The following is a 26334-nucleotide window of genomic DNA, read 5'->3' as shown; positions in this document are numbered from 1 at the left end:
GGGGTTATACACCACACCGCCCGCCGGGCTGAAATGCTTATTTTAAAGTAAAAAAAAAGCGACCCTATAGGCCGCTTTCTTAAAGTTGGGTGCAGAGCACCCAAACATTACATCGCTTTTCTGGTGAGCTCGATAACGCGCAGTTTTGCGATCGCTTTCGCCAGTTCAGCGGATGCCTGAGCATAGTCGACATCGCCATGAGAGCTGCGAATGTGTTCTTCAGCTTTACGCTTAGCTTCCAACGCTCTCGCTTCGTCGAGGTCAGTACCACGGATAGCAGTGTCCGCCAGCACGGTAACCACGCTCGGCTGCACCTCGAGGATGCCGCCGGACAGGTAGATGAACTCTTCTTCACCGTGCTGCTTAACAATACGCACCATGCCAGGCTTGATGGCAGTCAGCAGCGGCGCATGGCCAGGGAAGATCCCCAGTTCACCTTCGCTGCCTGTCACCTGGATCTTCTGCACCAGGCCGGAAAACATCTGTTTTTCCGCGCTGACTACATCCAGATGGTAAGTCATAGCCATATCACCCTCCTCTCAAGGCGTTACAGTTTCTTGGCTTTTTCCACTGCTTCTTCAATGGTGCCAACCATGTAGAACGCCTGCTCCGGCAGGTGGTCATAGTCGCCGTCCATAATGCCTTTGAAACCACGGATGGTGTCTTTCAGCGATACGAACTTGCCCGGAGAACCGGTGAAGACTTCTGCCACGAAGAACGGCTGAGACAGGAAGCGTTGGATCTTACGCGCACGGGATACGACCAGTTTGTCTTCTTCAGACAGCTCGTCCATACCCAGGATCGCGATGATATCTTTCAGTTCCTGGTAGCGTTGCAGAATGGACTGCACGCCACGCGCTACGTCGTAGTGCTCCTGGCCAACAACCAGCGGATCCAGCTGACGGCTGGTAGAATCCAGCGGGTCAACGGCCGGGTAGATACCCAGAGAAGCAATGTTACGGCTCAGTACCACGGTTGCGTCCAAGTGCGCAAAGGTGGTGGCTGGTGACGGGTCAGTCAAGTCATCCGCAGGAACGTAAACGGCCTGTACGGAAGTGATGGAACCGGTCTTGGTCGAGGTGATACGTTCTTGCAGAACGCCCATCTCTTCCGCCAGCGTTGGCTGATAACCTACCGCGGATGGCATACGGCCCAGAAGTGCGGACACTTCGGTACCGGCCAGGGTGTAACGGTAGATGTTGTCAACGAACAGCAGAACGTCACGGCCTTCGTCACGGAATTTCTCCGCCATGGTCAGACCGGTCAGCGCAACGCGCAGACGGTTACCTGGTGGCTCGTTCATCTGGCCGTAAACCAGGGATACTTTGTCCAGAACGTTGGAGTCGGTCATTTCGTGGTAGAAGTCGTTACCCTCACGAGTACGCTCGCCCACGCCCGCAAACACGGAATAACCGGAGTGCTCGATCGCGATGTTACGGATCAGCTCCATCATGTTTACGGTTTTACCTACGCCCGCACCGCCGAACAGACCAACTTTACCGCCCTTGGCGAACGGACAAATCAGGTCCATTACCTTGATACCGGTTTCCAGCAGTTCCTGGGAGCTGGACAGCTCTTCGTAGCTTGGCGCCGCGCGGTGAATCGCCCAACGCTCTTCTTCGCCGATGTCGCCTTTCATGTCGATCGGTTGGCCCAATACGTTCATGATACGGCCCAGGGTAGCTTTACCCACCGGCACTTCAATCGGGTGGTCCAGGTTGTTCACTTTCAGACCGCGACGCAGACCGTCGGAGGTCCCCATTGCGATACAGCGAACCACGCCACCGCCCAGCTGTTGCTGAACTTCCAACACCAGTTTTTCGGTGCCGTTTTCTACCTCAAGGGCATCGTACACTTTTGGTACGGCATCCTGAGGGAACTCGACGTCCACCACGGCGCCGATTACCTGGATAATCTTTCCAGTAGCCATCTTGAATCCTCTACGTAATTCGTAAACCTAGCTTAAACCGCGGAGGCTCCCGAAACGATCTCGGTGAGTTCCTGAGTGATGCTGGCCTGACGCGCCTTGTTGTATACCAACTGCAGCTCTTTGATCAGGCTACCGCCGTTATCGGTTGCGGCTTTCATCGCGACCATTCGTGCGGCCTGCTCGCTGGCCAGGTTTTCCACGACGCCCTGATAAACCTGCGACTCCACATAGCGGCGCAGCAAGGTATCAAGCAGCACTTTTGGATCGGGTTCATACAGGTAATCCCAAGGCGTTTTCTTCAGCTCTTCGTCATCGGCTGGCGGTAACGGCAGCAGCTGAAGCACCTGTGGCTCTTGGGACATCGTATTAACAAATTTGTTGCTGACAATGTACAGCTTGTCCAAACGACCTTCGTCGTAGGCCTGCAGCATCACTTTCACCGGCCCGATCAGATCCGACAGGGAAGGTTTGTCCCCCATGCCGGTCACCTGGGCAACCACGTTGCCGCCCACGGAACCAAAGAAAGAGGCCGCTTTAGAGCCAATCAGCGCCAAATCGGTTTCGACGCCTTTTTCGGACCAGGCTTTCATCTCCGCCAGCAGCTTTTTGAACAGGTTGATGTTCAAGCCGCCGCAGAGACCACGGTCAGTAGACACCACCAGATACCCGACGCGCTTAACGTCACGCTCATCCAGGTACGGGTGCTTGTACTCCAGATTCCCTAACGCAAGGTGACCAATCACTTTGCGCATGGTCTCTGCATAAGGACGGCTGGCCGCCATGCGATCCTGCGATTTACGCATTTTGGAGGCGGCGACCATTTCCATCGCTTTAGTGATCTTTTGCGTGTTTTGCACGCTAGCGATCTTACTACGTATCTCTTTTGCGCCGGCCATCTCTGCTTCTCCTCAGTGCCAGACGGCCTGCTGTCTTTCAACAGCAGGACCGTTCGGCGTTACCAGGACTGGGTTTTCTTGAAGGTCTCGAGGACGTCTTTCAACTTGCCCTCGATCTCATCATTGAAGTTGCCAGTTTGGTTGATGTGGTTCAGCAGTTCGGCGTGCTCGCGGTCCGCATAGGCGACCAGCGCGGCTTCGAAGCTCACCACTTTGGCGACTTCGACGTCGTTCAGGTAACCGCGTTCTGCGGCAAACAGCACCAGAGACTGTTGTGCAACCGACATCGGCGCATACTGTTTCTGTTTCAGCAGCTCGGTCACTTTCTGACCGTGGCTCAGCTGTTTGCGGGTCGCGTCGTCCAGATCGGAGGCGAACTGGGAGAACGCAGCCAGCTCACGATACTGTGCCAGCGCGGTACGGATACCACCGGACAGTTTCTTCATGATCTTGGTCTGCGCGGCGCCACCAACACGGGATACGGAGATACCCGGGTTAACTGCCGGACGAATACCGGAGTTGAACAGGTTGGATTCCAGGAAGATCTGACCATCGGTAATCGAGATTACGTTGGTCGGAACGAACGCGGAAACGTCACCCGCCTGGGTTTCAATGATCGGCAGAGCGGTCAGTGAACCGGTTTGGCCTTTAACTTCACCTTTGGTGAAGGCTTCAACGTATTCGGCGTTAACGCGCGCTGCACGCTCCAGCAAGCGGGAGTGCAGGTAGAATACGTCGCCTGGGTAAGCTTCACGACCTGGCGGACGACGAAGCAGCAGGGAAATCTGGCGGTAAGCAACGGCCTGTTTGGACAGGTCATCGTACACGATCAGCGCATCTTCACCGCGGTCACGGAAGTATTCGCCCATTGCGCAACCGGCGTATGGCGCCAGGTATTGCAGTGCAGCGGATTCGGAAGCGGTCGCCACCACCACAATGGTGTTGGCCAGTGCGCCGTGCTCTTCCAGTTTGCGCACCACGTTAGCGATGGTGGACGCTTTCTGGCCGATAGCCACGTAAACGCATTTGATGCCGGAGTCGCGTTGGTTGATGATCGCATCGATCGCCAGCGCGGTTTTACCGGTCTGACGGTCACCGATCACCAGCTCACGCTGGCCACGGCCGATTGGAATCATGGCGTCAACGGATTTGTAGCCAGTTTGAACCGGCTGATCAACGGACTGACGCTCGATAACGCCTGGCGCGATAGCTTCTACCGGAGAGAAGCCGTCGTTTTCAATCGGGCCTTTGCCGTCGATAGGTGCGCCCAGGGTGTTAACTACGCGGCCCAGCAGACCACGACCGACTGGAACTTCCAGGATACGGCCAGTACATTTAACCTTCATGCCTTCGGCCAGATCCGAGTACGGCCCCATGACCACGGCACCGACAGAGTCGCGCTCCAGGTTCAATGCGATTGCGTAACGGTTGCCAGGCAGCGCGATCATTTCGCCCTGCATAACTTCGGCCAGGCCGTGTACGCGGATGATCCCGTCGCTGACGGAAACGATAGTACCTTCATTGTGAGCTTCGCTCACTACATTGAACTGAGCAATGCGCTGCTTGATCAGTTCGCTGATTTCGGTGGAATTCAGTTGCATGCTCCAGTCCCCTTAAGACTGCAAGACGTCTGTCAGGCGTTCAAGACGACCGCGAACGCTGCCATCAATCACCATATCGCCGGCGCGAACAACGATGCCGGCCAGTACAGACTTGTCAATTTTGCAATTCAGCTTAACTTTGCGTGACAGACGTTTTTCCATCGCAGCGGCGATTTTCGCCTGCTGTTCGTCGCTCAGCGCGCTCGCAGAGAGCACTTCGACTTCGACGGTGGATTCCAGCGAGGCGCGCAGTTCGATGAACTGCTGCAGCACGGCAGGAAGAACCAGTAAACGTCCATTTTCGGCCATTACACGGATAAAGTTCTGGCCATGTTCGTCGAGCCGATCGCCACAAACCGCGATGAACGTCTTGGACAGCGTTTCTGGCGCAACCGCGCCAGACAGCAGTTCAGAAATCTGTTCATTGCGAGTGACTTCAGCCGTAAACGCCAGCATCTCCTGCCAGCGCTCTACGCTTTGGTGCTCAACGGCAAAGTCAAAAGCTGCTTTGGCGTAGGGGCGAGCTACAGTTACAAATTCAGACATCAGCCCCTCCCTCCTTACAGTTCAGCGACCAGTTTATCAACGATGTCGCTGTTAGCAGCTTCATCCACGGAACGTTCGATGATCTTCTCGGCGCCGGCAATTGCCAGCATCGCGACTTGCTTACGCAACTCTTCACGAGCGCGCTTACGTTCGGCTTCGATCTCAGCCTGAGCCTGCGCCACGATTTTGTTACGTTCCTGCTCGGCTTCGGCTTTCGCTTCATCCATGATCTGAGCTTTGCGTTTGTTCGCTTGCTCGATGATCACCTGAGCTTCTGCTTTAGCAGTTTTCAGCTGGTCGGTCGCATTGGCTTGCGCTAAGTCCAGATCTTTTTTGGCACGCTCTGCAGAAGCGAGGCCGTCAGCGATTTCTTTCTGACGTTTCTCGATGGCAGCCATGATCGGCGGCCATACGTACTTCATGCAGAACCAGACAAACAGAACGAACGCGATGGCCTGGCCGAGGATTGTTGCGTTAAGATTCACAGCACAATGCCTCTTTAAAAGTTAATAGTTTGGTTACGTCGTAGAGGGTTACTCTACTTACGCGACGGCGAACATCACGTACAGACCCAGACCTACAGCGATCATCGGGATGGCGTCGACCAGACCCATAACGATAAAGAACTGTGTACGCAGCAGAGGAATCAGGTCAGGCTGACGAGCAGCGCCTTCCAAGAATTTACCACCCAGGATGCCGATACCGATCGCAGCACCGATTGCCGCTAAACCCATCATCACAGCGGCAGCCATGTACAGCAGATCCATACTCAGGTTTTCCATGACAGTCTCCAGTTTGTTTCAGTTTAAAAGTGCAAGTGTTTTAAGAAAATCAGTGCTCTTCAGACGCCATCGACAGATAGACGATCGTCAGAACCATGAAAATAAAGGCTTGAAGCGTAATGATCAGGATGTGGAAGATAGCCCAAGGCAAGCTCAGGACCCACTGTGACCACCACGGCAACAGGCCGGCAATCAGGATGAAGATCAACTCACCCGCATACATGTTGCCGAACAGTCGCAGACCCAGTGAAACAGGTTTGGACAGCAGGCTGACACCTTCAAGAATCAGGTTGATAGGAATGAATACAGGGTGGTTGAACGGCTGCATGGTCAACTCTTTAACGAACCCGCCAACGCCTTTCATTTTGATGCTATAGAACAGAATCAGGATAAACACGCCCAGCGCCATAGACAGCGTGACGTTCACGTCAGCGGTAGGCACCACGCGCAGCGCAGGCAGACCGAGATGCGCCCCGATGAACGGCAGGAAGTCTACCGGAATCAGGTCCATCAGGTTCATCAGGAACACCCAGACGAACACGGTCAGCGCCAACGGCGCAATCACCTTGCTCTTGCCGTGGTACATGTCGCGCACGCTGCTGTCGACGAAACCAACCACCAGCTCCACGGCGGTTTGCAGTTTACCCGGCACGCCGCTGGTGGCGTTTTTAGCCACTTTGCGGAAAATCACCAGGAACAAAACCCCGAGGACGACGGAGAAAAACATCGAGTCGAGGTTAATCGACCAAAACCCAGTCCCGACCTGAAGCTGCGTCAGGTGGTGACCGATATACTCCTGTGGACTGTTGTATCCCTCTGCAGACATGATGCCTCTACCCTTTATTTAGTTAATTTCGGTAACTGTTAATCACGGCCGGTGCCACTATCTGCACCACTAACACCGCTAAATAGGTCAGGCCAAGCGGTATAAACTCCGCCTTGAACACCCCCAGCGCCACGATCAGCAAAACGATGGTGATCACGACCTTTAGCCCCTCGCCGATGGCGAACGACCAGGCAACCCTACCGGGCGCCGGCGTTTGCGCCTGATGGCGCAAGGCAAACAGCATAAACATTGCACTCGGCAACCAGGCGGCGAGACCGCCTGCCAGCGCCGAAGCGCTCCATTCCGGGCTTTTCAGCCAGAAAGCAACGCTGATCAGAACAAAAGTCATTAACTGCAAAAACAGCAGTTTGCGTGCGACTTTCCCGCTGTAAAGGGACACAGACATGACGTTTGTTCTCTCCGTACCCCTGAGGGGGTATGCTGAGTGACGTATACAACTGTTTTTGCTGTCCTGAGTCAAGCAGCAAAAAACGAGCAAATTATACGGGGCATACCAACGAATTCAATCGATAAGTAGCGAAAAGGTGAACAATTATTTAAATTTCCCTATTCCAGCCTATTTTCACAAGAAAACGGTCGGAATAATAGGACGCATTTAATTGTCTGATTATTCCAGCGTTGCGTTTAGAAACGCGAAGCCGATCACAGTAATACCCCTTCCTGATTTATAGCCGATGGTCAACCAAACCGTCTTTAGCAATTTGAGCGATCAAAAGATTATATAAATCAAAACATTATCAGTTAACTGTTCAAAAACAATCCGTATACCCGACGAAAACCTTTTATTGACAAGCAGCGAGGCAATATTCCAACAGCCAATTAACATTAGCAGCAAAGGCCAATCTTTCGCACATGATTGCTAACGTGACTATTTCCAAATGCAATTACTCTATTGTCGCTAATTAGCCGCGTTTTTTGTGTTAATAGAAAGTAAATTAACTAAAAAAAGCGACCAATTAATTAGCCTGCTTATTTTTACGCTTAGTACTACCTTTAATTCACGCTTGTTTGATCAAAAACAAACTCAGTTTGCCTTAAGCACCACCAGATGGCGTTCACCTTCCAATTCAGGCACCTGAAGCCGCACAATGGATTCCAGGCTGACGCCTTCCGGCAAGTGCGCCAATTCTTCATCCGGGCGCACGCCTTTCAACGCGTAAAAACGCCCCTGCCCTTTCGCCGGCAGATGATGACACCAGGACAGCATATCCTGCAGCGAAGCGAACGCGCGGCTGATCACGCCATCAAACGGTGGCTCGGCCGGAAACGCTTCGACGCGGCTCTGCACCGGCTCGATATTGTTCAGGCCCAGCTCATGCTGCACCTGGCGCAGGAAGCGCACGCGTTTGCCCAGGCTGTCGAGCAGCGTGAAATGCGCGTCTGGGCGCACGATCGCCAGCGGAATGCCCGGTAAGCCGGGGCCGGTGCCGACATCGATGAAACGTGAGCCCTGCAAATGCGGGTTGACCACGATGCTGTCGAGGATGTGGCGCACCAGCATTTGCTGCGGATCGCGCACCGACGTGAGGTTATAAGCCTTGTTCCACTTATCCAGCATGCCGACATAACCCAGCAGCTGCTGTTTTTGCTGATCGGGCAGCTCAATGCCTGCCGCCGCAAGCAGCGAGTCTAATTTTTTTTGCACAACGGATCCTCTGGCAGGCGCTGAACGACCAGCGGATGGTTAGCTGGCGCAATGAGGCGACTATGATAATTCAGGGCGCAAGTGATGTCAGCGGCCGTTTGGCTACGGGATGAACAAACGGCCGCCTGGATGCAAGATTTATGCGCTGCGGCGCAGCAGTCCCTGCTTTTTCAGCCAGATCAGCAAAATCGAGATCGCCGCCGGCGTAATGCCGGAGATGCGCGAAGCCTGGCCGATGGAGTTCGGTTTGTGATCGTTCAACTTGGCGATCACCTCGTTCGACAGTCCCGAAACCTGACGGTAGTCGAGATCCAACGGCAGCACGGTATTCTCGTTGCGCTGCTGTTTTTCGATCTCTTCCTGTTGGCGAGCGATGTAGCCCTCGTATTTGACCTGGATCTCGACCTGTTCGGCCGCTTGTACGTCGTCCAGCGGCGGTGCGAAGGCGTCGGTGCCGGTCAACTGCGCGTAATCCATCTCCGGGCGGCGCAGCAGCTCTTCGCCGTTCGCTTCGCGCGACAGCGGTGCTTTCAGCAAGGCATTGACCTGTTCGACGTTCTCGGCGTGCGGGTGCATCCAGATGTCGCGCAGGCGTTGACGTTCGCGTTCGATTCGCTCCAGCTTCTCGCTGTAACGCGCCCAACGCACATCGTCCACCAGACCCAGCTCGCGGCCTTTTTCCGTCAGGCGGAGATCGGCGTTGTCTTCGCGCAGCATCAGACGATACTCGGCGCGTGAGGTAAACATGCGGTACGGCTCTTTGGTGCCGAGGGTGCTGAGATCGTCCACCAGCACGCCCAGGTAGGCCTGATCGCGGCGTGGCGCCCAGCCTTCTTGTTCGTCGGCGAAACGCCCGGCGTTCAGACCGGCCAGCAGGCCCTGCGCAGCGGCTTCTTCATACCCGGTGGTGCCGTTGATCTGACCGGCGAAGAACAGCCCCTGAATGAATTTGCTTTCCAGCGTCGGCTTCAGATCGCGTGGATCGAAGAAATCGTACTCGATAGCATAACCAGGGCGAATAATACGCGCGTTTTGCATTCCTTCCATCGAACGGACGATCTGCATCTGCACGTCGAACGGCAGGCTGGTGGAAATCCCGTTAGGGTAAATCTCGTTGCTGGTCAGGCCTTCCGGCTCGAGGAAGATCTGGTGCGCATTGCGATCGGCAAAGCGCATGACCTTGTCTTCGATCGACGGGCAATAACGTGGGCCGATCCCTTCGATGATCCCGGCATACATCGGGCTGCGATCGAGGTTATTGCGGATCACGTCATGGGTTTTTTCATTGGTGTGGGTGATGTAGCACGCCATTTGTTCCGGGTGTTGGCTGGCATCGCCCAGGAACGAGAATACCGGCACCGGCGTATCGCCGTGTTGTGGCGCCAGTACGCTGAAATCGATAGTGCGGGCGTCGATGCGCGGTGGCGTACCGGTTTTCAAGCGGTTAACGCGCAGCGGCAGTTCTCGCAAACGTTGCGACAGCGAGATCGAAGGTGGATCCCCGGCGCGACCACCGCTGTAGTTTTCCAGACCGATATGGATCTTGCCGTCCAGGAAGGTGCCTACGGTCAATACCACCGCCTTGGCGCGGAATTTCAGGCCCATTTGGGTGACGGCGCCGACTACGCGATCGTTTTCGACGATCAGATCCTCAACAGGTTGTTGGAAGATCATCAGGTTGGGCTGGTTCTCCAACGCGGTACGGATCGCCTGGCGATACAGTACGCGATCCGCCTGAGCGCGTGTGGCACGAACGGCTGGGCCTTTGCTGGCGTTTAGTATCCTAAACTGAATGCCGGCGTGGTCGATCGCCGTTGCCATCAGGCCACCGAGTGCATCAATTTCCTTAACCAGATGCCCTTTACCAATACCGCCAATCGCCGGGTTACAGGACATCTGTCCCAGCGTATCGATATTGTGTGTCAATAATAAAGTCTGACGTCCCATGCGCGCCGCGGCCATGGCGGCCTCGGTACCTGCATGGCCACCACCGATGATGATGACGTCAAATTGATCTGGATAAAACATGGAACTGCACCTCGCCGTATTGCGAACGATCGTATTTGCCCTGGGGTCGGGGATTCTACTCAAGTTTAGACGATCGACCAAGTGGTCAGGATCGTCGGTAATTAAAAGAAGATCTTTTTTATTTAAAGATCTCTTTATTAGATCTCTTATTAGGATCGCGATCCTCTGTGGATAAGTGACTATTCACGATGAAGATCAGCAGATTAAGGAGGATCGTTTGCTGTGAATGATCGGTGATCCCGACGCAGATAAGTTGGGATCTAAAAGGCTTGTTATGCACAGGACAAAAAGCGCACTACGGTTGTTATTGGGATAACTACGGCTTTTACCCTGCTTTTAAGCTTAGTTATCCACAATCGTTCGCGCGATCTTTAGACGAATTAGAGTAAATTAATCCAGGTTTTTACCCATTCCTCGGCCGGATCCTCGGGAATTTCATGCTCGGTCACGTCGATCTCGAGACGATCGCCGATCCTTTTAGCGCCTCTGGCGATCAACAGATCGTCGATCTGTTTGATCGCGCCGCAGAAGGTGTCGTATTCCGAACTGCCCAAACCGACGGCGCCGAACTGCACCTCGGAAAGATCCGGCTGCTGATCTGCGATCTGTTCCAACAGCGGCTGAAGGTTATCCGGCAGTTCGCCGGCGCCGTGCGTGGAAGAGACCACCAGCCAGCGGCCGGTCAACGGCAGTTCATCCAGTTCAGGGCCGTGCAGCATCTCGGTAGAGAAACCCGCGTCTTCCAGTTTTTCAGCCAAATGTTCAGCCACGTATTCGGCGCTGCCAAGCGTACTGCCACTGATCAGAGTAATGTCTGCCATGAACCAACGATCCCAACCTTCTCACTCAAAGTGGCTGCATTGTACGCTGTGAATCGGCTGGGATCTACCTGTGGATAATGTGGGTATGCAATTTGACGGGTTACGGCACGATGGTGCGCATAATGGGGTTCTGCAGCGAGATCAGCGTTTCGGTAGACTGGATCTCGTCGATGGTCTGGATCTTGTTGATAAGTACCTGTTGCAACGCGTCGATCGATCGGCACATTACCTTAATAAAGACGCTGTAGTGGCCGGTGGTGTAATAGGCTTCTACCACTTCTTCCAGGCTTTCCAGCTTCTTCAGCGCCGAAGGGTAGTCCTTGGCGCTCTTTAATATGATGCCGATAAAGCAGCACACGTCGTAGCCCAGTTGTTTGGGGCTGACGTCGATGCGCGCGCCGGTGATGATCCCGGCCTGTTTCATCTTCTCCACCCGCACATGAATGGTGCCGGGGCTGACGGCGAAGTTTTTCGCCAGTTCGGCGTACGGTGTGCGCGCATTGTCCATCAGGGCGTTGAGGATGCCGCGATCGAGATTATCGATCTGATAAATTTCCGCCATTTAATCCCCCATTAATTAACGATTGTTGAATTCTGTCCGGGTAAAAATGAACGATTAAAAGTGAAAAGGCAATATTGATTAATGGATATTGAATTGACGTGTCATTTTGTTGCTTAATCGATGTCAACAGAGACAGGTTTACAAGAGATACGGCAATGAAAAAACAGTTCATCCAAAAACAACAACAAATCAGCCAGGTCAAATCCTTCTTCTCCCGCCAGCTGGAGCAACAGCTCGGCCTGATCGAAGTGCAAGCGCCGATCCTCAGCCGTCTGGGCGACGGCACGCAGGATAACCTTTCCGGCAGCGAGAAAGCGGTGCAGGTTAAGGTCAAAACTCTGCCTGACGCCACCTTCGAAGTGGTGCATTCGCTGGCGAAATGGAAACGCAAAACCCTGGGCAGCTACGATTTCGGCGCCGGCGAGGGCCTGTATACCCATATGAAGGCGCTGCGCCCGGATGAAGACCGCCTGACGCCAATCCACTCGGTGTACGTCGATCAGTGGGACTGGGAGCGGGTGATGGGCGACGGTGAGCGCGGTCTGGACTACCTGAAAAGTACCGTGCGCAGCATTTACGCCGCGATCAAGGCGACGGAAGCGGAAGTCAGCCGTGAGCATGGCCTGACCCCGTTTCTGCCGGAACAGATCCACTTCGTGCACAGCGAAACCCTGCTGCAGCGCTATCCGGATCTGGACGCCAAAGGGCGTGAGCGGGCGATCGCCAAAGAGCTGGGCGCGGTGTTCCTGATCGGCATCGGCGGCAAGCTGTCGCACGGCAAATCGCACGATGTGCGGGCGCCGGATTATGATGACTGGACCACGCCGACGGCGGATGGCCTGGCGGGCCTGAACGGCGATATCGTGGTGTGGAACCCGGTGCTGCAGGACGCTTTCGAGCTGTCTTCCATGGGCATCCGCGTCGACGCCGCGGCGCTGAAACATCAGCTGGCGCTGACCGGCGACGAAGAGCGCATGAAGCTGGAATGGCACCAGTCGCTGCTGCGCGGCGATATGCCGCAGACCATCGGCGGCGGCATCGGTCAGTCGCGTTTGGTGATGCTGCTGTTGCAGCTGTCGCATATCGGCCAGGTGCAGTGCGGCGTGTGGTCGCCGGAAGTGCGCGGCGCGGTCGAAGGCCTGCTCTAACCGCCTAGCGCCGCCAGCGGCGCATCAACCTGCTTTTCAGCCCGGTATCGAAGCGCCAGATATGATCGAAGATGCGCATGATGCCGGGTTTGCCGTAGGCGGACATCGCCACCGCATGGAAACGCTGCTGGTGGCTTTGCTGCTGTTGTTTCACCTTCTTTATTACCTCCTCCGGCAGCCGCTGGGCGATAAAATCGGAAATGATCACCGCATCGGCGTCGAACCAGCCACTCTCCGCCATTTTGGTGACGGTGGCGTTCAAGCAGGCCGCCAGATCGGTGCCGCCGCGAAACTGCTGACCGAGAAAACGCACGGCCTGCTCGATGCCGCTGGCGGCGGTGAGTTCGTAATGCACGATCTGGTTGGCGAACAGCATGATGTAGCAGCGGCGGTTGTCCGCCAGCGCAATGCGCAGCAGCGCCAGACAGAACGCCTTGGCGCACTGTTCGTTGAAGCCGCCCATCGATCCTGAGGTGTCCACGCAGACGATAAACGGCCCGCGCGGCTGCTGATCCTGCTGCTGGTGGGTGACCTGACGGATCAGGATCTGTTCCTGCCAGACGTCGCCCTGCAGACGGTAGCTCAGCAGTCGCTTTTCCAACAGACGGCGATAAAACTCGAATTCCAGCTCTTCAATCCCCAGCGTCGCCAGCTCCGGCGGCAGCAGACGCAGGATGTCGTCGCTCTGATGAATGCCGCTCACTTCTTCCGGCAGCGTGGCCGGCACCTGCACCATGACCCTGAACGGCTCCGGCTGCGCGTCCTGTTGCTGCACCGCCTTGGCCTGATAGCTGCGGCCCAGCTGCTGCGCCAGCTTTTTCAGCTCCGGCTGCTGCTGCAAAAAGTTTCCATACTCCACCAGCCGCTGGTAATCGCCGCGCTGCAGCTGGCCTTTGCTCATGTCCCACAGCCTGCCGGCGGCGGTGTCGTTTTCCGACAGCAGCGGCTCCAGCGCGCCGCTCAGCGCCAGGCGCTCCTGCAGTTCCGCCATCAGCTGCTCGCGCTCTTGTTCCAGCAACTGGTGGTGCAGCATGGTGGCCTGCAGCGTCAGGCTGATGCGCCAGCGCTGCAAGAACAGGGTTTGGAAGCTGTCGTCCAGCGGGTGGTTGGGCAGATCGGCGGCGTCCACCAGCGCGCGTGCCTGTTCATAAAACGGCGAGACCAGCTGACGCAGCAGCTCCATCGTGTCATTGAGGTTGTGATAGAACTGGGTGTTGTTCTCCAGCTGGCACTGCTGGTAGCGGTAAAACTCCTGCGCCAGCGCCGGCGGCACCATAGCCTCCTGCAGACGCTCCTTGAGCTGCAGTTTCCAGCGTGGCAGATCGCGATCCAGCGCCCGGCGAAGGGCCGGAAACTTTTTAAAGAACACCGACAGCTGCGGCGCCGCCAGCATGCCGACGATCATCTCCTCGATCATCTCGCCTTCGGTGATCGCCAGCAGCAGATCGAGCGTCTCCAGACTGAGCATGGTTACTGGCCGCGCATTTGCTGCTGTTGCTGTTTAACCTGTTCCGCCACTTGCAGCAGACTGGCTTCGATCTTGGCCAGGCCGGCGGCGGGCGTGAACAGACAGGGCTGATGTTGGCTGAAGGCGCGGCGCTGCTCCGCCAGGCGCTGGGCCAATGCGTCCATTTCATCCAGCAGCGCCTGCGGCGTGGCGGTGGCCTGTTTGCCCGGCAGCGCCAGCAGCGAAGGTTGGCGGCTGACGTCCAGCACCGTCAGGTGCAGTTGGTCATCGACGTTCAAATCGATCGGCTGCGCGAAGCCAATGCCGTTCAGCTTGGCGCGCACGTCGCCGCCTTTTTGCAGCCAGTTATCCAGCACGCTGCTCTCAATGCTCAGATGGTTGACCTGAATGTCATGCAGCTGCAGCGGTTTTTGCAGCAGCAGGGTGAGGGTGCCGCCGGCGAACGGCGTGGCCGGCGCATATTGCGGTTTGCGGCTGAACATGCCGCCCTTTTTCACCAGGCTGATGGCCTGCCGATCGCTTTGCTGCTGCTGGTCCTGCAGCCAGCGGGTATGGATCTGTTGCAACTGGATCAGCATCGACTGCTGCTGATAGGCCGACTCGGTCAGCAGCTGATCGATCTGCTGTTGCAGCAGCTTCAGCGAGGTGAGATCGTGCCACAGGCAGTCTTTCAATAGCATCAGGTCGAGCGGGGCGATGGCATCGCGCCCGCTGAAGAAGGCGCAGGCCTGCAGCAGACGCAGGGCTTTTTTCCAGCGCCGATCGGAGACGTATGGCGCCTGCTCCAGCGCGTCCAGCCGCTGACGCAGCTGGAAAATCAGCTCAAAGCAGGCTTCCGGCAGCGCCACCTTGTCGATCTGCGGTTGCCACTGCAGAAACTCTTCGTCGCTGATGCTCAGCGCCGCCGGCACCGGGTTTTGGCTTTCGCTCTGGCGGTTGACCAGCAGCGAGCGGAAATTCTGTTTATCCTGCACCTTGTCCAGCCACAGGCGGATAAGCATACGGTCATATAAGGCTTCGAGGCTGTTGTCCGCTTCGGGCAGTTCGTTGGAGGCGGTGACCAGCAGGCGCAGCGGGATCGGTTCTTCGCTGTTGCCGTTGCGAAAGCGCCGTTCGTTGATCGCCGTCAGCAGGGTGTTGAGGATCGCCGGGCCGGCCTTCCAGATCTCGTCCAGAAACACGATCTCCGCTTCCGGCAGATAGCCGGCGGTCAGGCGCTGATAGCGCCCTTCGTCTTTCAGCGCCTGAATCGAGAGCGGGCCGAAGACCTCTTCCGGCGTGGAAAAGCGCGTCATCAGGTATTCAAAGGAGCGGGCGTTGCGGAAGGCAAACTTCAGCCGGCGCGCGATCAGGCTCTTGGCGATGCCGGGCGGGCCGAGCAAGAATACGCTTTCGCCGCTCAGTGCCGCCAGCAGGCACAGGCGGATTGCCTCTTGCCGCTCATAAAGGCCGCTCTCCAGCGCGCTGCTGAGGCGGGAAATTCGTTCTGCCAGAAGGGATGATGGCGTCATATAATCGTCGCATTGTCCGAGAGTTAGCCAATCTTGGTCGATAATCCGATGATAAACCACCATTATTTTTAATGGTATAGCTCATTGATTAGTAATATTTTTCTCAGTTGTGCCGGATATCCGGTTCACATTTTGTTTATTTTTCGGCTCTGATATAAGGGTAGGCAAGCCGTATAAATGGTGCATACTGTGCGGCTTTCTGGTGGGCGTGACGGATCTTTGAGCCCGTATTTTGCCTGATGCGGATGCATCGCTAACGGATGTTCTGATAAAGAAACGAATTATGAGCGCAGAGCATAAGCAGTCCCTATCGGCGGTAACCCTGGCTGCCATCGGCGTGGTCTACGGTGATATCGGCACCAGTCCTCTCTATACGTTGAGAGAGTGTTTCTCCGGCCATTACGGCTTCGATGTTCGTCCAGACGTGGTTTTCGGCTTCCTGTCGCTGATTTTCTGGATGCTGATCGTGATCGTTTCCCTCAAATATCTTACCTACGTGATGCGGGCGGACAACGCCGGCGAAGGCGGCATTTTGACGCTGATGTCGCTGGCCGGGCGAAATACCTCGGCGCGCACCACCGCAGTGCTGGTGATACTGGGCCTGATCGGCGGCAGCTTCTTCTATGGCGAGGTGGTGATCACCCCGGCGATCTCGGTGATGTCGGCGATAGAGGGGTTGGAAATCGCCGCGCCTGCGCTCGACGCCTATATCGTCCCGCTCTCGATTCTGGTGCTGACCCTGCTGTTCGTTATCCAAAAACACGGCACCGGCAGCGTCGGCAAGCTGTTCGCCCCGGTAATGCTGCTGTGGTTCATCGTGTTGGCGGTGCTGGGCGCGCGCAGCATCATTTCGAACCCGGAAGTGCTGCAGGCGCTGAATCCCAAATGGGCGCTCAACTTCTTTATGGAATATAAGAAGGTGTCGTTCTTCGCGCTGGGGGCGGTGGTGCTGTCTATCACCGGCGTTGAGGCGCTGTATGCCGACATGGGGCACTTCGGCAAGTTCCCGATCCGCCTGGCCTGGTTCACCGTGGTGCTGCCTTCGCTGGTGCTCAATTACTTCGGGCAGGGGGCGCTGCTGCTGAAAAACCCTGAGGCGATCAAAAACCCGTTCTTCCTGCTGGCGCCCGACTGGGCGCTGATCCCGCTGCTGATTTTGGCGACTCTGGCGACGGTTATCGCTTCGCAGGCGGTGATTTCCGGCGTCTTCTCGCTGACCCGCCAGGCGGTGCGCCTGGGCTATCTTTCGCCGATGCGCATCATTCACACCTCGGAAATGGAATCTGGCCAGATCTACATTCCGGTGATCAACTGGACGCTGTACATCTCGGTGGTGCTGGTGATCATCGGGTTCGAGCACTCCAGCAACCTGGCGGCGGCTTATGGCATCGCCGTCACCGGCACCATGGTGCTGACCAGCATTCTGGTCACTTCGGTGGCGATTAATAACTGGCACTGGAACCGCTTCCTGGCGATCGGCATCGTAACCATCTTGCTGATCATCGACGTGCCGATGTTCTCCGCCAACGCCCTGAAGCTGTTCTCCGGCGGCTGGCTGCCGCTGACCCTGGCGCTGGTAATGTTCATCATTATGACTACCTGGAAGAGCGAGCGTTTCCGCCTGTTGCGCCGCCTGCACGAACACGGCAACTCGCTGGAGGCGATGATTGCCTCGCTGGAGAAATCGCCGCCGGTACGGGTGCCGGGCACCGCGGTCTTCTTGTCGCGCGCCACCAATGTCATTCCTTTTGCGCTGTTGCATAACCTGAAACACAATAAGGTGCTGCATGAGCGCGTGGTGCTGCTGACGCTGCGCACCGAGGATGCGCCTTACGTGCACAACGTGCGCCGGGTGACCATCGAGCAGCTGTCGCCGACCTTCTGGCGGGTGGTGGCCAGCTACGGCTGGCGCGAAACGCCGAACGTGGAGGAAGTGTTCCACCGCTGCGGGCTGGAAGGGTTGCCGTGCCGCATGTCGGAGACGTCGTTCTTCATGTCCCATGAATCGCTGATCCTCACCAAGCGGCCATGGTACCTCTACCTGCGCGGCAAGCTGTTCGTCGCTCTGAGCCGCAACGCGCTGCGGGCGCCGGATCAGTTTGAGATCCCGCCGAACCGGGTCATCGAGCTCGGCACGCAGGTCGAGATCTAACCCGTCTGACAGGGGCTCAGCATGGCTGAGCCCCTTTTGTTTGCACTTTTTCCACGCGCGAACGAAACGTTTCGATAGCGATCACACTTCTGCATTGTCCCGGTTGCCTTCCCCTGCCGTTTTTTTAAACTCCTCCAGAGAGCGAAACGTTTCGCTAGCGGAGTGAGAAGATGAAAAAAGGCGTATTACTGAATTCCGACGTGTCTGCCGTGATTGCCCGGCTGGGGCATACCGATCAGCTCACCTTGTGCGATGCGGGTTTGCCGATACCGGCGGCGACGCAGCGCATCGATCTGGCGCTGACGCAGGGCGTGCCGACCTTCATGCAGGTGTTCGCGGCGGTCACGCAAGAGATGCAGGTAGAAAGCGCCATCCTGGCGGAAGAAATCGTGAAACAAAATCCGTCGCTCCACGAGGCATTGTTGGCGGAACTGACCGCACTGGGCCAACGCCAGGGCAATACCATCGGCGTGCGTTATATCAGCCATCAGGCGTTTAAAGCGCAAACCGAGCACAGCCGGGCGGTGATCCGCAGTGGGGAGTGTTCGCCTTACGCGAACGTGATCCTGTGCGCAGGCGTAACTTTCTGAGGCGTTTATGCAACCTTTACTGCAACTGAAAGGGATTGATAAAGCCTTTCCCGGCGTGAAGGCGCTTTCCGGCGCCGCTCTCAGCGTTTATCCCGGCAAGGTGATGGCGCTGGTGGGGGAAAACGGCGCCGGAAAGTCCACCATGATGAAAGTGCTGACCGGCATCTACCAGAAAGACGCCGGCAGTCAGTATTTTCTCGGTAAAGAGGTGGTATTCAACGGGCCTAAGGATTCGCAGGAAGCGGGCATCGGCATTATTCATCAGGAGCTGAACCTGATCCCGCAGCTGACGATTGCGGAAAACATCTTCCTCGGCCGCGAGTTCGTCAACCGTTTCGGCCGCATTGACTGGAAGCGCATGTACGCCGAGGCCGATCGCTTGTTGGCGCGCCTCAACCTGCGCTACAGCAGCCACCGGCTGGTGGGGGAGCTGTCGATCGGCGATCAGCAGATGGTGGAGATCGCCAAGGTACTGAGCTTCGAATCGAAAGTGATCATCATGGACGAACCGACCGATGCGCTGACCGACACCGAAACCGCCTCGCTGTTCAAGGTGATCAACGAGCTGAAGGCCGAAGGGCGCGGCATCGTGTATATCTCGCACCGCCTGAAAGAGATTTTTGAAATCTGCGACGACGTGACCGTGTTCCGCGACGGGCAGTTCATCGCCGAGCGGCCGGTGAGCGAGCTGCAGGAAGATTCGCTGATAGAGATGATGGTCGGCCGCAAGCTGGAAGAACAATACCCGCGCCTTGATTTGCCGCGCGGGGAAAAGCGGCTGGACGTCAGCCACCTTTCCGGACCCGGCGTTGAAGACGTCAGCTTTACGCTGTACCGCGGCGAGATCCTCGGCGTGGCCGGGCTGATGGGCGCCGGGCGCACTGAATTGATGAAGATCCTGTACGGCGCCGCGCCGCGTAAGGCCGGCACCGTCAGCCTGGACGGCCGCGACGTGGTCACCCACTCGCCGCAGGACGGGTTGGCGAACGGCATCGTCTATATCTCGGAAGACCGTAAGCGCGACGGCCTGGTGCTGGGCATGTCGGTAAAGGAAAACATGTCTCTGACCGCGCTGCGCTACTTCAGCCGCGCCGACGGCAGCCTGAAACAGGCCGATGAGCGGCAGGCGGTGGGGGATTTCATCCGCCTGTTCAATATCAAAACGCCGTCGATGGAGCAGTCGATCGGCCTGCTTTCCGGCGGCAACCAGCAAAAAGTGGCGATCGCCCGCGGCCTGATGACCCGGCCGAAAGTGCTGATCCTCGATGAGCCGACGCGCGGCGTCGACGTCGGCGCCAAAAAAGAGATCTATCAGTTAATCAACCAGTTCAAGCAGGAAGGGCTGAGCATCATTCTGGTGTCTTCGGAAATGCCGGAGGTGATGGGCATGAGCGATCGCATTCTGGTGATGCACGAAGGGCATCTCAGCGGCGAGTTCCCGATTGAACAGGCCACCCAGGAAGCGTTGATGGCGGCAGCCGTCGGCAAGCAATACGGCGTAAAGCAGGAGTAATCAGATATGAGTTCCCAGACTATCGCAGCCAAGCGCTGGTTCAGTAAAGAGTGGCTGTTAGAGCAGAAGTCGTTGATTGCGCTGCTGGTGCTGATCGCCGTGGTCTCTTCCATGAGCCCGAACTTCTTCACCCTGAACAACCTGTTCAATATTCTGCAGCAGACTTCGGTGAACGCCATCATGGCGGTGGGGATGACGCTGGTGATCCTCACGTCCGGCATCGATCTGTCGGTAGGATCGCTGTTGGCCCTGACCGGCGCGGTGGCGGCGTCGATCGTCGGCTTTGAGGTCAACGCGCTGGTGGCGGTGGCGGCGGCATTGGCGCTGGGCGCTGCGATTGGCGCCTGCACCGGGGTGATCGTCGCCAAAGGCAAAGTGCAGGCCTTTATCGCCACGCTGGTGATGATGCTGCTGCTGCGCGGCGTCACCATGGTGTACACCAACGGTAGCCCGGTCAACACCGGTTTCACCGACGTGGCCGACACCTTCGGCTGGTTCGGCATCGGCCGTCCGCTGGGCGTGCCTACGCCGATCTGGATCATGGCGATCGTGTTCATCGCCGCCTGGTATATGCTGCACCATACGCGCCTGGGCCGCTATATTTATGCCCTGGGCGGCAACGAAGCGGCGACCCGCCTGTCCGGCATCAGCGTCGATAAAGTGAAGATTATCGTCTACTCGCTGTGCGGCCTGCTGGCGGCGCTGGCCGGGGTGATCGAAGTGGCGCGCCTGTCGTCGGCGCAGCCGACCGCCGGCACCGGCTATGAGCTGGACGCCATCGCCGCCGTGGTGCTGGGCGGCACCAGCCTGGCCGGCGGCAAGGGGCGCATCGTCGGCACGCTGATCGGGGCGCTGATCCTCGGCTTCCTGAACAACGGCCTGAATTTATTGGGTGTTTCTTCCTACTACCAAATGATCGTGAAGGCAGTGGTGATACTGCTGGCGGTTCTGGTAGATAACAAAAGCAACAAGTAACCTCCCCCTACAGGAATCACGATGATGAAAATGAAAAAACTGGCAACCTTAGCTTCCGCCATCGCGCTGAGCGCCACCCTGAGCGCCAATGCCATGGCCAAAGACACCATCGCGCTGGTGGTGTCCACCCTCAACAACCCGTTCTTCGTCTCGATGAAGGACGGCGCGCAGCAAGAGGCCAACAAGCTGGGCTACAACCTGGTGGTGCTGGATTCCCAGAACAACCCGGCGAAAGAGCTGGCCAACGTGCAGGATCTGATGGTGCGGGCGCCCAAGCTGCTGTTGATCAACCCGACCGACTCCGATGCGGTGGGTAACGCCATCAAGATGGCCAACCAGGCTAAGATCCCGGTCATCACGCTGGACCGCGTGGCGAGCAAGGGTGACGTGGTGAGCCACATCGCTTCGGATAACCGCGTGGGCGGCAAAATGGCCGGTGATTTCATCGCCAAGAAAGCGGGCGCCGATGCCAAGGTGATTCAGCTGGAAGGCATCGCTGGCACCTCTGCCGCGCGTGAACGCGGTGAAGGCTTCAAGCAGTCGCTGGATCAGAATAAATTCAAACTGTTGGCCAGTCAGCCGGCCGATTTCGATCGCACCAAGGGCCTGAACGTGATGCAGAACCTGCTGACCGCGCACCCGGATGTGCAGGCGGTGTTCGCCCAGAACGATGAAATGGCGCTGGGTGCGCTGCGCGCGCTGCAAACCGCCGGTAAAACCGACGTGATCGTGGTAGGCTTCGACGGCACCGCTGACGGCGTGAAAGCGGTCGAAGGCGGCAAGCTGGCGGCGACGGTGGCGCAGCGCCCCGATCAGATCGGCGTGATCGGCGTGGAAACCGCCGATAAAGTGCTGAAAGGCGAAAAAGTGCCGGCGACCATCCCGGTCGATTTGAAACTGGTCACTCAGTAAGTCATACCAGCGCCATCGGAACGGGGCGTTTACGATGGCGCGCAATTCAGGAATCAATGCGATGGAAACAGGTAAGCTGGTGGTTCTTGGCAGCATCAATGCCGACCATATCCTCAATATTGAACAGTTCCCCCACCCGGGCGAAACGGTGATCGGGAAACAGTATAAGGTGGCGTTTGGCGGCAAGGGCGCGAATCAGGCGGTGGCGGCCGGGCGCAGCGGGGCGAAGATCGCCTTTATCGCCTGCGTGGGCGCCGACGATATCGGCGAACGTGTCCGCCGGCAGCTGGCGAGCGATTGCATTGATACCCAGCCGATTGAAGCCATCGCCGACACCACCACCGGCGTGGCGCTGATCTTCGTCAACGCCGAAGGCGAGAACGTGATCGGCATCGATGCCGGCGCCAACGCCGCGGTAACGCCGGATTACCTGGCGCGCTACCAACAAAAAGTGATCGACGCCGATGCCCTGCTGATGCAGCTCGAGTCGCCGCTGGAGACGGTGATCGCCGCCGCCCGCCTGGCGAAACAACATCAAACGCAGGTGATCCTCAACCCGGCCCCGGCGCGTGAGCTGCCGGACGAGCTGCTGGGCATGATCGATATGATCACCCCGAATGAAACCGAAGCCCAGCGCCTGACCGGCATCGCCGTGGACAACGAAGCGGATGCGGCGCGTGCGGCGCAGGCGCTGCACGACAAGGGCATCGCGACGGTGATCATCACCCTCGGTAGCCGCGGCGTGTGGCTGAGCGAAAACGGCAACGGCAAACGGGTGCCCGGTTTTAAGGTGCAAGCTGTGGATACCATCGCCGCCGGCGATACCTTTAACGGTGCGCTGGTGACCGCCCTGTTGGAAGGCAAGATCATGGCCGATGCGGTGCGTTTCGCCCATGCGGCGGCGGCGATCGCCGTGACCCGCCCCGGCGCGCAACCTTCGGTGCCCTGGCGTGAAGAGATCGACGCCTTCTTGCAGCAGCAGGGGTGATCCTTTGGCCACCATGAAAGATGTCGCCCGCCTGGCGGGCGTTTCAACCTCTACCGTGTCGCATGTGGTCAACAATAATCGTTTTGTCAGCGACAGCGTGCGCGACAAGGTCATGGCGGCCGTGGAACAGCTGAACTATGCGCCTTCTGCGCTGGCGCGCAGCCTGAAGCTCAATCAGACGCGCACCATCGGCATGCTGGTGACCGCCAGCAACAACCCGTTTTATGCCGAAGTGGTGCGCGGCGTGGAGCGCAGCTGCTATGAACGTGGCTACAGTTTAATCCTGTGCAATACCGAAGAAGACGCCGCGCGCATGAACCGCAGCATGGAGACGCTGCTGCAAAAGCGCGTCGACGGTTTGTTGTTGATGTGCACCGAAAACCACCGGCCATCGCAAGATGCCCTGAGCCGCTACCCGTCATTGCCGATCGTGATGATGGACTGGGCGCCGTTCGAGGGCGCTAACGACATTATTCAGGATAACTCGCTGCTGGGCGGCGAGATGGCGACCGATCATCTGATCGCCCGCGGCTACCGCAAGATTGCCTGCATTGCTGGCCCGGAGGATAAAACCACCGCTCGTCACCGACTGGAAGGCTATCGCAACGCAATGCGTCGCGCCGGATTGCCGGTTTCGCCAGGGTATGAAGTGCATTGCGATTTTGAGTTTGAGGGCGGGGTAAACGCCATGCGCCAACTGCTGGCGCTGGACGAGCCGCCGCATGCGGTGTTCGCTGGCAACGACGCGGTGGCGGTAGGCGTTTATCAGGCGCTGTATCAGGCCGGGCTTTCCGTGCCGCAGGATATGGCGGTGATGGGCTACGATGACATTGAGTTGGCCCGTTATCTGGCGCCGCCGCTGAGCACCATTCATCAGCCGAAGGATTCGCTGGGCGAACTGGCGATCGATGCGCTGATCAACCGCCTGCAAAACCCGGAGCGCGCGCCCCAGGTGCTGGTGCTGACGCCCGAGCTGGTGGAACGCGCCTCGGTGGGCCGCCGTTAGCTCGCCACCTTCGCTTCTTTCTTGCTTTCCTGGCCGCTGATCAAATTGCGGCCATCTTTCCTTCTCAGCAACATAAACACCAGCGCCGACGCCACGGTGACGATCCCCATGGTGATAAAGGTGTAATGGAAGTGGTCGATCATGGTGCCTAACGACAGGGATTCGTAAAAACGCAGCACCGCCGCGCTGATCGCCACGCCGAAGCTGATGGACAGCTGCTGGGTGACCGCCAGGACGCTGTTGCCGGCGCTGGCGTTGGCGTCGTTCAAATCTGCCAGGCTGATGGTGTTCATGGCGGTAAACTGGGTGGACATCGCCATGCCCAGCACGAACAGCGGCAGGATCATCAGCCACAGCGGCATGCCCGGGCTTTGCAGGGCGAACTGGGCGATCAGCACTCCGATGATAACGGTAATGCCGACCAGCGTTTTACGGTAGCCGAACCAGCGCAGCACCTGAGTGACGGTGGATTTCGCCATCAGCGAGCCGATGGCGGTTGGCGCCATCATGCAACCGGCGACGATCGCCGTATAGCCGAATCCCACCTGCAGCATGAGCGGCATTAAAAATGGCACGCAGCCGGTGCCCAGCCTGGAGGCGACGTTGCCAGCGATACCGACCGAGAAGGTACGGGTTTTGAACAGGTCGAGACCGATCAGCGGCTGAGGGTGACGGCGGGCGTGCGCGATGTAGCCGAACAGCATCACAAAGCCGCTGAGCAGAATACCCAGCGAAACGTAGCTTGCCAGTACCCGCTCGCCAAACAGCTCCAGCCCGGTGGAGATCAGCACCAGGCTTAGGCCGAACAGCATGAAGCCAAGAAAATCGAAGCGGCGTTTGGGCGTGGTGAAGTCCGGCATGTATTTGCGCGCATAGAAGATGCCGAGCAGGCCGATAGGGATATTGATCAGGAAAATCCAGTGCCAGGTGGCGTAGGTGACCAGCCACCCGCCCAGCAGCGGCCCCAGAATCGGCCCGACCAGGCCGGGCATGGTGACGAAGTTCAGCACCGGCAGCAGTTCGCTGCGCGGGTAGGCGCGCAGCAGCGCCAACCGCGCGACCGGCATCATCATCGCGCCGCCGATGCCCTGCAGCACGCGAGAGGCGACCAGCGCGCTCAACGTGGGGGAGAGGGCGCACAGCAGCGAGCCGAGGGTGAATAGCGTGACGGCGAAGATGAACACGCGCCGGGTGCCGAAGCGGTCCGCCAGCCAGCCGCTGACCGGGATCAGCATTGCCACCGTCAGCGTGTAGCTGATGACGGCCGATTGCATCGCCAGCGGCGATCGCCCCAGGCTTTGGGCGATCGCCGGTAGCGCCGTGTTGAGGATGGTGGCGTCCAGCGCCTGCATAAAGAACGCCATTGCGGCGATCCACGGTAGCCCTGCCATACTGCGCGCGGATTGGGTCATGGTCGGTCCTGGTTAAATGGTCGTCTGTCCCTCGTCTCTTTCTTCTATATATAAGCGGGGAGCGTGTCTAGTCTTTCTCTTTCAGCAGCACCTGGCAGGCGACGAGCGCGCCGGCGCTGTCCCCGGCGAGTATCGCATCGACGATAGCCTGATGATGGCGCAGCTTGATCACTTCATTACCGGTGATGGCGCGGAAGTAGCTTTGGTACACCGAACTGAACAGGTTGGCGAACGAGGTCAGGAACGGGTTGCCGCTGGCCTCATAGATGAGCTGGTGGAATTGGGTATCGACCTGGATCCAGCGCTCGCGGTCAAACTGGGTATGCAGCGCGCGCATTTCCGCCATCAGCTCCGCCAGCAGCTTGGTTTGCTGTGGGCTGGCGTGGTTTGCTGCCAACGCACAGGCCTGTGGCTCCAGCGAGGTGCGCAAGATAAGGAAGTGTTGCATCACTTGATCGAAGTTTTCCCGCGTCATCCACCAGGTCAGTAAATCCTGATCGAGGAAATTCCATTGGCTCTGCGGCATCACGCGGGTGCCGATGCGCGGGCGCGGTAGCAACATGCCTTTGGCGGCTAACATCTTTACCGCTTCGCGTACTGCGGTGCGGCTGACGCCGAATTGCTCGCCCAGTTCCATTTCACCGGGCAGGATGCTACCGGCCTGATAATCGCCCGCCAGAATTTGTTGGCCGAGTTTCTCTGCAAGCAGATAAGAAAGATTGCGTTGGGCGGCCTGTTGTTGTGCATTTAACGGCATGGCTGCGGGTCCTTACTGACATCGTTATTTCTATTTTACTCCAGCGATCGCCAGCTTTTATGGCTGTTTGCCTGAAAAAGTGACATAAATTCGTCGCTTTTTCGCCCTTTTGCCGAAAAAATCCGCGCTTGAAAAGTTTTTTGCATTTAGGGGTTGCGGCCCGCCGAGAACTCCCTATAATGCGCCTCCACTGACCGGGAACAACGACTGACAAGCCGCCGGGTCAGCGAGAGAAAAGCGAAAT

Annotated in this window: 25 protein-coding genes; 8 read left to right on the top strand and 17 right to left on the bottom strand. The window is 57.7% G+C overall.

The features are described from left to right. Positions 1-107: 107 nt before the first annotated feature. The 13 genes from ACJ8HA_RS14935 to asnC all read right to left on the bottom strand — a co-directional run bounded on the left by ACJ8HA_RS14935 (position 108) and on the right by asnC (position 11658). Positions 108-527, bottom strand: a complete 420-nt coding sequence (locus tag ACJ8HA_RS14935; RefSeq protein WP_004933814.1) for a F0F1 ATP synthase subunit epsilon — start codon at positions 525-527, stop codon at positions 108-110. A gap of 20 nt (positions 528-547) precedes the next feature. After that, entirely contained in the window at positions 548-1930 is a 1383-nt protein-coding gene (gene atpD / locus ACJ8HA_RS14930; RefSeq protein ID WP_004933813.1) for a F0F1 ATP synthase subunit beta, read from the bottom strand. Between the two features lie 32 nt (positions 1931-1962). Beyond that, positions 1963-2826: a F0F1 ATP synthase subunit gamma gene (atpG, locus tag ACJ8HA_RS14925; RefSeq protein ID WP_004933811.1), complete on the bottom strand. Its 864-nt coding sequence runs from the start codon at positions 2824-2826 to the stop codon at positions 1963-1965. Between the two features lie 59 nt (positions 2827-2885). Beyond that, the gene (gene atpA / locus ACJ8HA_RS14920) at positions 2886-4427 is read right to left on the bottom strand and encodes a F0F1 ATP synthase subunit alpha (RefSeq protein ID WP_025304742.1); all 1542 of its coding nucleotides are present in this window, start codon (positions 4425-4427) and stop codon (positions 2886-2888) included. Between the two features lie 12 nt (positions 4428-4439). Further along, complete coding sequence (gene atpH / locus ACJ8HA_RS14915; RefSeq protein ID WP_025304741.1) at positions 4440-4973, bottom strand: F0F1 ATP synthase subunit delta; 534 nt, start codon at positions 4971-4973, stop codon at positions 4440-4442. 14 nt (positions 4974-4987) lie between these two features. Beyond that, on the bottom strand, positions 4988-5458 hold the full coding sequence (gene atpF / locus ACJ8HA_RS14910; RefSeq protein WP_004933804.1) for a F0F1 ATP synthase subunit B: 471 nt from the start codon (positions 5456-5458) through the stop codon (positions 4988-4990). 57 nt (positions 5459-5515) lie between these two features. Next, the gene (gene atpE / locus ACJ8HA_RS14905; RefSeq protein ID WP_004093904.1) at positions 5516-5755 is read right to left on the bottom strand and encodes a F0F1 ATP synthase subunit C; all 240 of its coding nucleotides are present in this window, start codon (positions 5753-5755) and stop codon (positions 5516-5518) included. A 49-nt stretch (positions 5756-5804) separates the two neighbouring features. Continuing rightward, entirely contained in the window at positions 5805-6581 is a 777-nt protein-coding gene (gene atpB / locus ACJ8HA_RS14900; RefSeq protein WP_025304740.1) for a F0F1 ATP synthase subunit A, read from the bottom strand. Positions 6582-6603: 22 nt separating this feature from the next. Continuing rightward, complete coding sequence (atpI, locus tag ACJ8HA_RS14895; RefSeq protein WP_025304739.1) at positions 6604-6987, bottom strand: F0F1 ATP synthase subunit I; 384 nt, start codon at positions 6985-6987, stop codon at positions 6604-6606. A 639-nt stretch (positions 6988-7626) separates the two neighbouring features. Further along, positions 7627-8247, bottom strand: a complete 621-nt coding sequence (rsmG, locus tag ACJ8HA_RS14890) for a 16S rRNA (guanine(527)-N(7))-methyltransferase RsmG (RefSeq protein ID WP_025304738.1) — start codon at positions 8245-8247, stop codon at positions 7627-7629. Positions 8248-8385: 138 nt separating this feature from the next. Continuing rightward, positions 8386-10275, bottom strand: coding sequence for a tRNA uridine-5-carboxymethylaminomethyl(34) synthesis enzyme MnmG (gene mnmG / locus ACJ8HA_RS14885; RefSeq protein WP_033631384.1), 1890 nt, complete (start codon positions 10273-10275; stop codon positions 8386-8388). 380 nt (positions 10276-10655) lie between these two features. After that, positions 10656-11096 carry an FMN-binding protein MioC gene (gene mioC / locus ACJ8HA_RS14880; RefSeq protein ID WP_060434928.1) on the bottom strand — a complete coding sequence of 147 codons (441 nt, stop codon included), beginning with the start codon at positions 11094-11096 and terminating at the stop codon, positions 10656-10658. A gap of 100 nt (positions 11097-11196) precedes the next feature. Beyond that, on the bottom strand, positions 11197-11658 hold the full coding sequence (asnC, locus tag ACJ8HA_RS14875) for a transcriptional regulator AsnC (protein WP_004933786.1): 462 nt from the start codon (positions 11656-11658) through the stop codon (positions 11197-11199). 155 nt (positions 11659-11813) lie between these two features. Between asnC and asnA the strand changes: the two genes are divergently transcribed. Continuing rightward, positions 11814-12806, top strand: coding sequence for an aspartate--ammonia ligase (asnA, locus tag ACJ8HA_RS14870; protein WP_049207099.1), 993 nt, complete (start codon positions 11814-11816; stop codon positions 12804-12806). A gap of 4 nt (positions 12807-12810) precedes the next feature. Here the strand turns inward: asnA and viaA are convergent, their stop codons facing one another. Next, complete coding sequence (gene viaA, locus ACJ8HA_RS14865; RefSeq protein WP_004933781.1) at positions 12811-14274, bottom strand: ATPase RavA stimulator ViaA; 1464 nt, start codon at positions 14272-14274, stop codon at positions 12811-12813. Positions 14275-14276: 2 nt separating this feature from the next. Further along, positions 14277-15785 carry an ATPase RavA gene (ravA, locus tag ACJ8HA_RS14860; RefSeq protein WP_442515388.1) on the bottom strand — a complete coding sequence of 503 codons (1509 nt, stop codon included), beginning with the start codon at positions 15783-15785 and terminating at the stop codon, positions 14277-14279. Between the two features lie 283 nt (positions 15786-16068). Between ravA and kup the strand changes: the two genes are divergently transcribed. The 7 genes from kup to rbsR all read left to right on the top strand — a co-directional run bounded on the left by kup (position 16069) and on the right by rbsR (position 23921). After that, positions 16069-17937: a low affinity potassium transporter Kup gene (kup, locus tag ACJ8HA_RS14855; RefSeq protein WP_015379467.1), complete on the top strand. Its 1869-nt coding sequence runs from the start codon at positions 16069-16071 to the stop codon at positions 17935-17937. Positions 17938-18107: 170 nt separating this feature from the next. Further along, positions 18108-18527, top strand: coding sequence for a D-ribose pyranase (gene rbsD / locus ACJ8HA_RS14850; RefSeq protein ID WP_033645162.1), 420 nt, complete (start codon positions 18108-18110; stop codon positions 18525-18527). Between the two features lie 7 nt (positions 18528-18534). Beyond that, positions 18535-20040, top strand: coding sequence for a ribose ABC transporter ATP-binding protein RbsA (gene rbsA, locus ACJ8HA_RS14845; RefSeq protein ID WP_043140703.1), 1506 nt, complete (start codon positions 18535-18537; stop codon positions 20038-20040). A gap of 6 nt (positions 20041-20046) precedes the next feature. Then, entirely contained in the window at positions 20047-21015 is a 969-nt protein-coding gene (gene rbsC / locus ACJ8HA_RS14840) for a ribose ABC transporter permease (protein WP_025304730.1), read from the top strand. A gap of 24 nt (positions 21016-21039) precedes the next feature. Then, the gene (gene rbsB / locus ACJ8HA_RS14835; RefSeq protein WP_025304729.1) at positions 21040-21927 is read left to right on the top strand and encodes a ribose ABC transporter substrate-binding protein RbsB; all 888 of its coding nucleotides are present in this window, start codon (positions 21040-21042) and stop codon (positions 21925-21927) included. 61 nt (positions 21928-21988) lie between these two features. Continuing rightward, a complete protein-coding gene (gene rbsK / locus ACJ8HA_RS14830) occupies positions 21989-22915 on the top strand; it encodes a ribokinase (RefSeq protein ID WP_060434936.1) in 927 nt (308 codons plus the stop codon). A gap of 4 nt (positions 22916-22919) precedes the next feature. Then, entirely contained in the window at positions 22920-23921 is a 1002-nt protein-coding gene (rbsR, locus tag ACJ8HA_RS14825; RefSeq protein WP_025304727.1) for a ribose operon transcriptional repressor RbsR, read from the top strand. Here rbsR and mdtD read toward each other — a convergent pair. Beyond that, entirely contained in the window at positions 23918-25333 is a 1416-nt protein-coding gene (gene mdtD, locus ACJ8HA_RS14820; protein WP_099816895.1) for a multidrug transporter subunit MdtD, read from the bottom strand. The two genes, rbsR and mdtD, sit on opposite strands and share 4 nt — an antisense overlap. Positions 25334-25400: 67 nt before the next feature. Continuing rightward, the gene (locus ACJ8HA_RS14815; protein WP_033636503.1) at positions 25401-26090 is read right to left on the bottom strand and encodes a FadR/GntR family transcriptional regulator; all 690 of its coding nucleotides are present in this window, start codon (positions 26088-26090) and stop codon (positions 25401-25403) included. Positions 26091-26334 lie beyond the last annotated feature (244 nt).

It is taken from the genome of Serratia sp. CY33802, assembly GCF_052169095.1.
GTDB lineage: Bacteria > Pseudomonadota > Gammaproteobacteria > Enterobacterales > Enterobacteriaceae > Serratia > Serratia bockelmannii.
The sequence above is the reverse complement of the archived record's forward strand: the minus strand, read 5'-3'. Positions and strand labels throughout refer to the sequence as shown.

Coding starts and splice junctions, on each gene's coding strand:
- ACJ8HA_RS14935 (WP_004933814.1), bottom strand. CDS start 527: ATGGCTATGACTTACCATCTGGATGTAGTCAGCGCGGAAAAACAGATG.
- atpD (WP_004933813.1), bottom strand. CDS start 1,930: ATGGCTACTGGAAAGATTATCCAGGTAATCGGCGCCGTGGTGGACGTC.
- atpG (WP_004933811.1), bottom strand. CDS start 2,826: ATGGCCGGCGCAAAAGAGATACGTAGTAAGATCGCTAGCGTGCAAAAC.
- atpA (WP_025304742.1), bottom strand. CDS start 4,427: ATGCAACTGAATTCCACCGAAATCAGCGAACTGATCAAGCAGCGCATT.
- atpH (WP_025304741.1), bottom strand. CDS start 4,973: ATGTCTGAATTTGTAACTGTAGCTCGCCCCTACGCCAAAGCAGCTTTT.
- atpE (WP_004093904.1), bottom strand. CDS start 5,755: ATGGAAAACCTGAGTATGGATCTGCTGTACATGGCTGCCGCTGTGATG.
- atpB (WP_025304740.1), bottom strand. CDS start 6,581: ATGTCTGCAGAGGGATACAACAGTCCACAGGAGTATATCGGTCACCAC.
- atpI (WP_025304739.1), bottom strand. CDS start 6,987: ATGTCTGTGTCCCTTTACAGCGGGAAAGTCGCACGCAAACTGCTGTTT.
- mnmG (WP_033631384.1), bottom strand. CDS start 10,275: ATGTTTTATCCAGATCAATTTGACGTCATCATCATCGGTGGTGGCCAT.
- mioC (WP_060434928.1), bottom strand. CDS start 11,096: ATGGCAGACATTACTCTGATCAGTGGCAGTACGCTTGGCAGCGCCGAA.
- asnC (WP_004933786.1), bottom strand. CDS start 11,658: ATGGCGGAAATTTATCAGATCGATAATCTCGATCGCGGCATCCTCAAC.
- asnA (WP_049207099.1), top strand. CDS start 11,814: ATGAAAAAACAGTTCATCCAAAAACAACAACAAATCAGCCAGGTCAAA.
- viaA (WP_004933781.1), bottom strand. CDS start 14,274: ATGCTCAGTCTGGAGACGCTCGATCTGCTGCTGGCGATCACCGAAGGC.
- ravA (WP_442515388.1), bottom strand. CDS start 15,785: ATGACGCCATCATCCCTTCTGGCAGAACGAATTTCCCGCCTCAGCAGC.
- kup (WP_015379467.1), top strand. CDS start 16,069: ATGAGCGCAGAGCATAAGCAGTCCCTATCGGCGGTAACCCTGGCTGCC.
- rbsD (WP_033645162.1), top strand. CDS start 18,108: ATGAAAAAAGGCGTATTACTGAATTCCGACGTGTCTGCCGTGATTGCC.
- rbsA (WP_043140703.1), top strand. CDS start 18,535: ATGCAACCTTTACTGCAACTGAAAGGGATTGATAAAGCCTTTCCCGGC.
- rbsC (WP_025304730.1), top strand. CDS start 20,047: ATGAGTTCCCAGACTATCGCAGCCAAGCGCTGGTTCAGTAAAGAGTGG.
- rbsB (WP_025304729.1), top strand. CDS start 21,040: ATGAAAATGAAAAAACTGGCAACCTTAGCTTCCGCCATCGCGCTGAGC.
- rbsK (WP_060434936.1), top strand. CDS start 21,989: ATGGAAACAGGTAAGCTGGTGGTTCTTGGCAGCATCAATGCCGACCAT.
- mdtD (WP_099816895.1), bottom strand. CDS start 25,333: ATGACCCAATCCGCGCGCAGTATGGCAGGGCTACCGTGGATCGCCGCA.
- ACJ8HA_RS14815 (WP_033636503.1), bottom strand. CDS start 26,090: ATGCCGTTAAATGCACAACAACAGGCCGCCCAACGCAATCTTTCTTAT.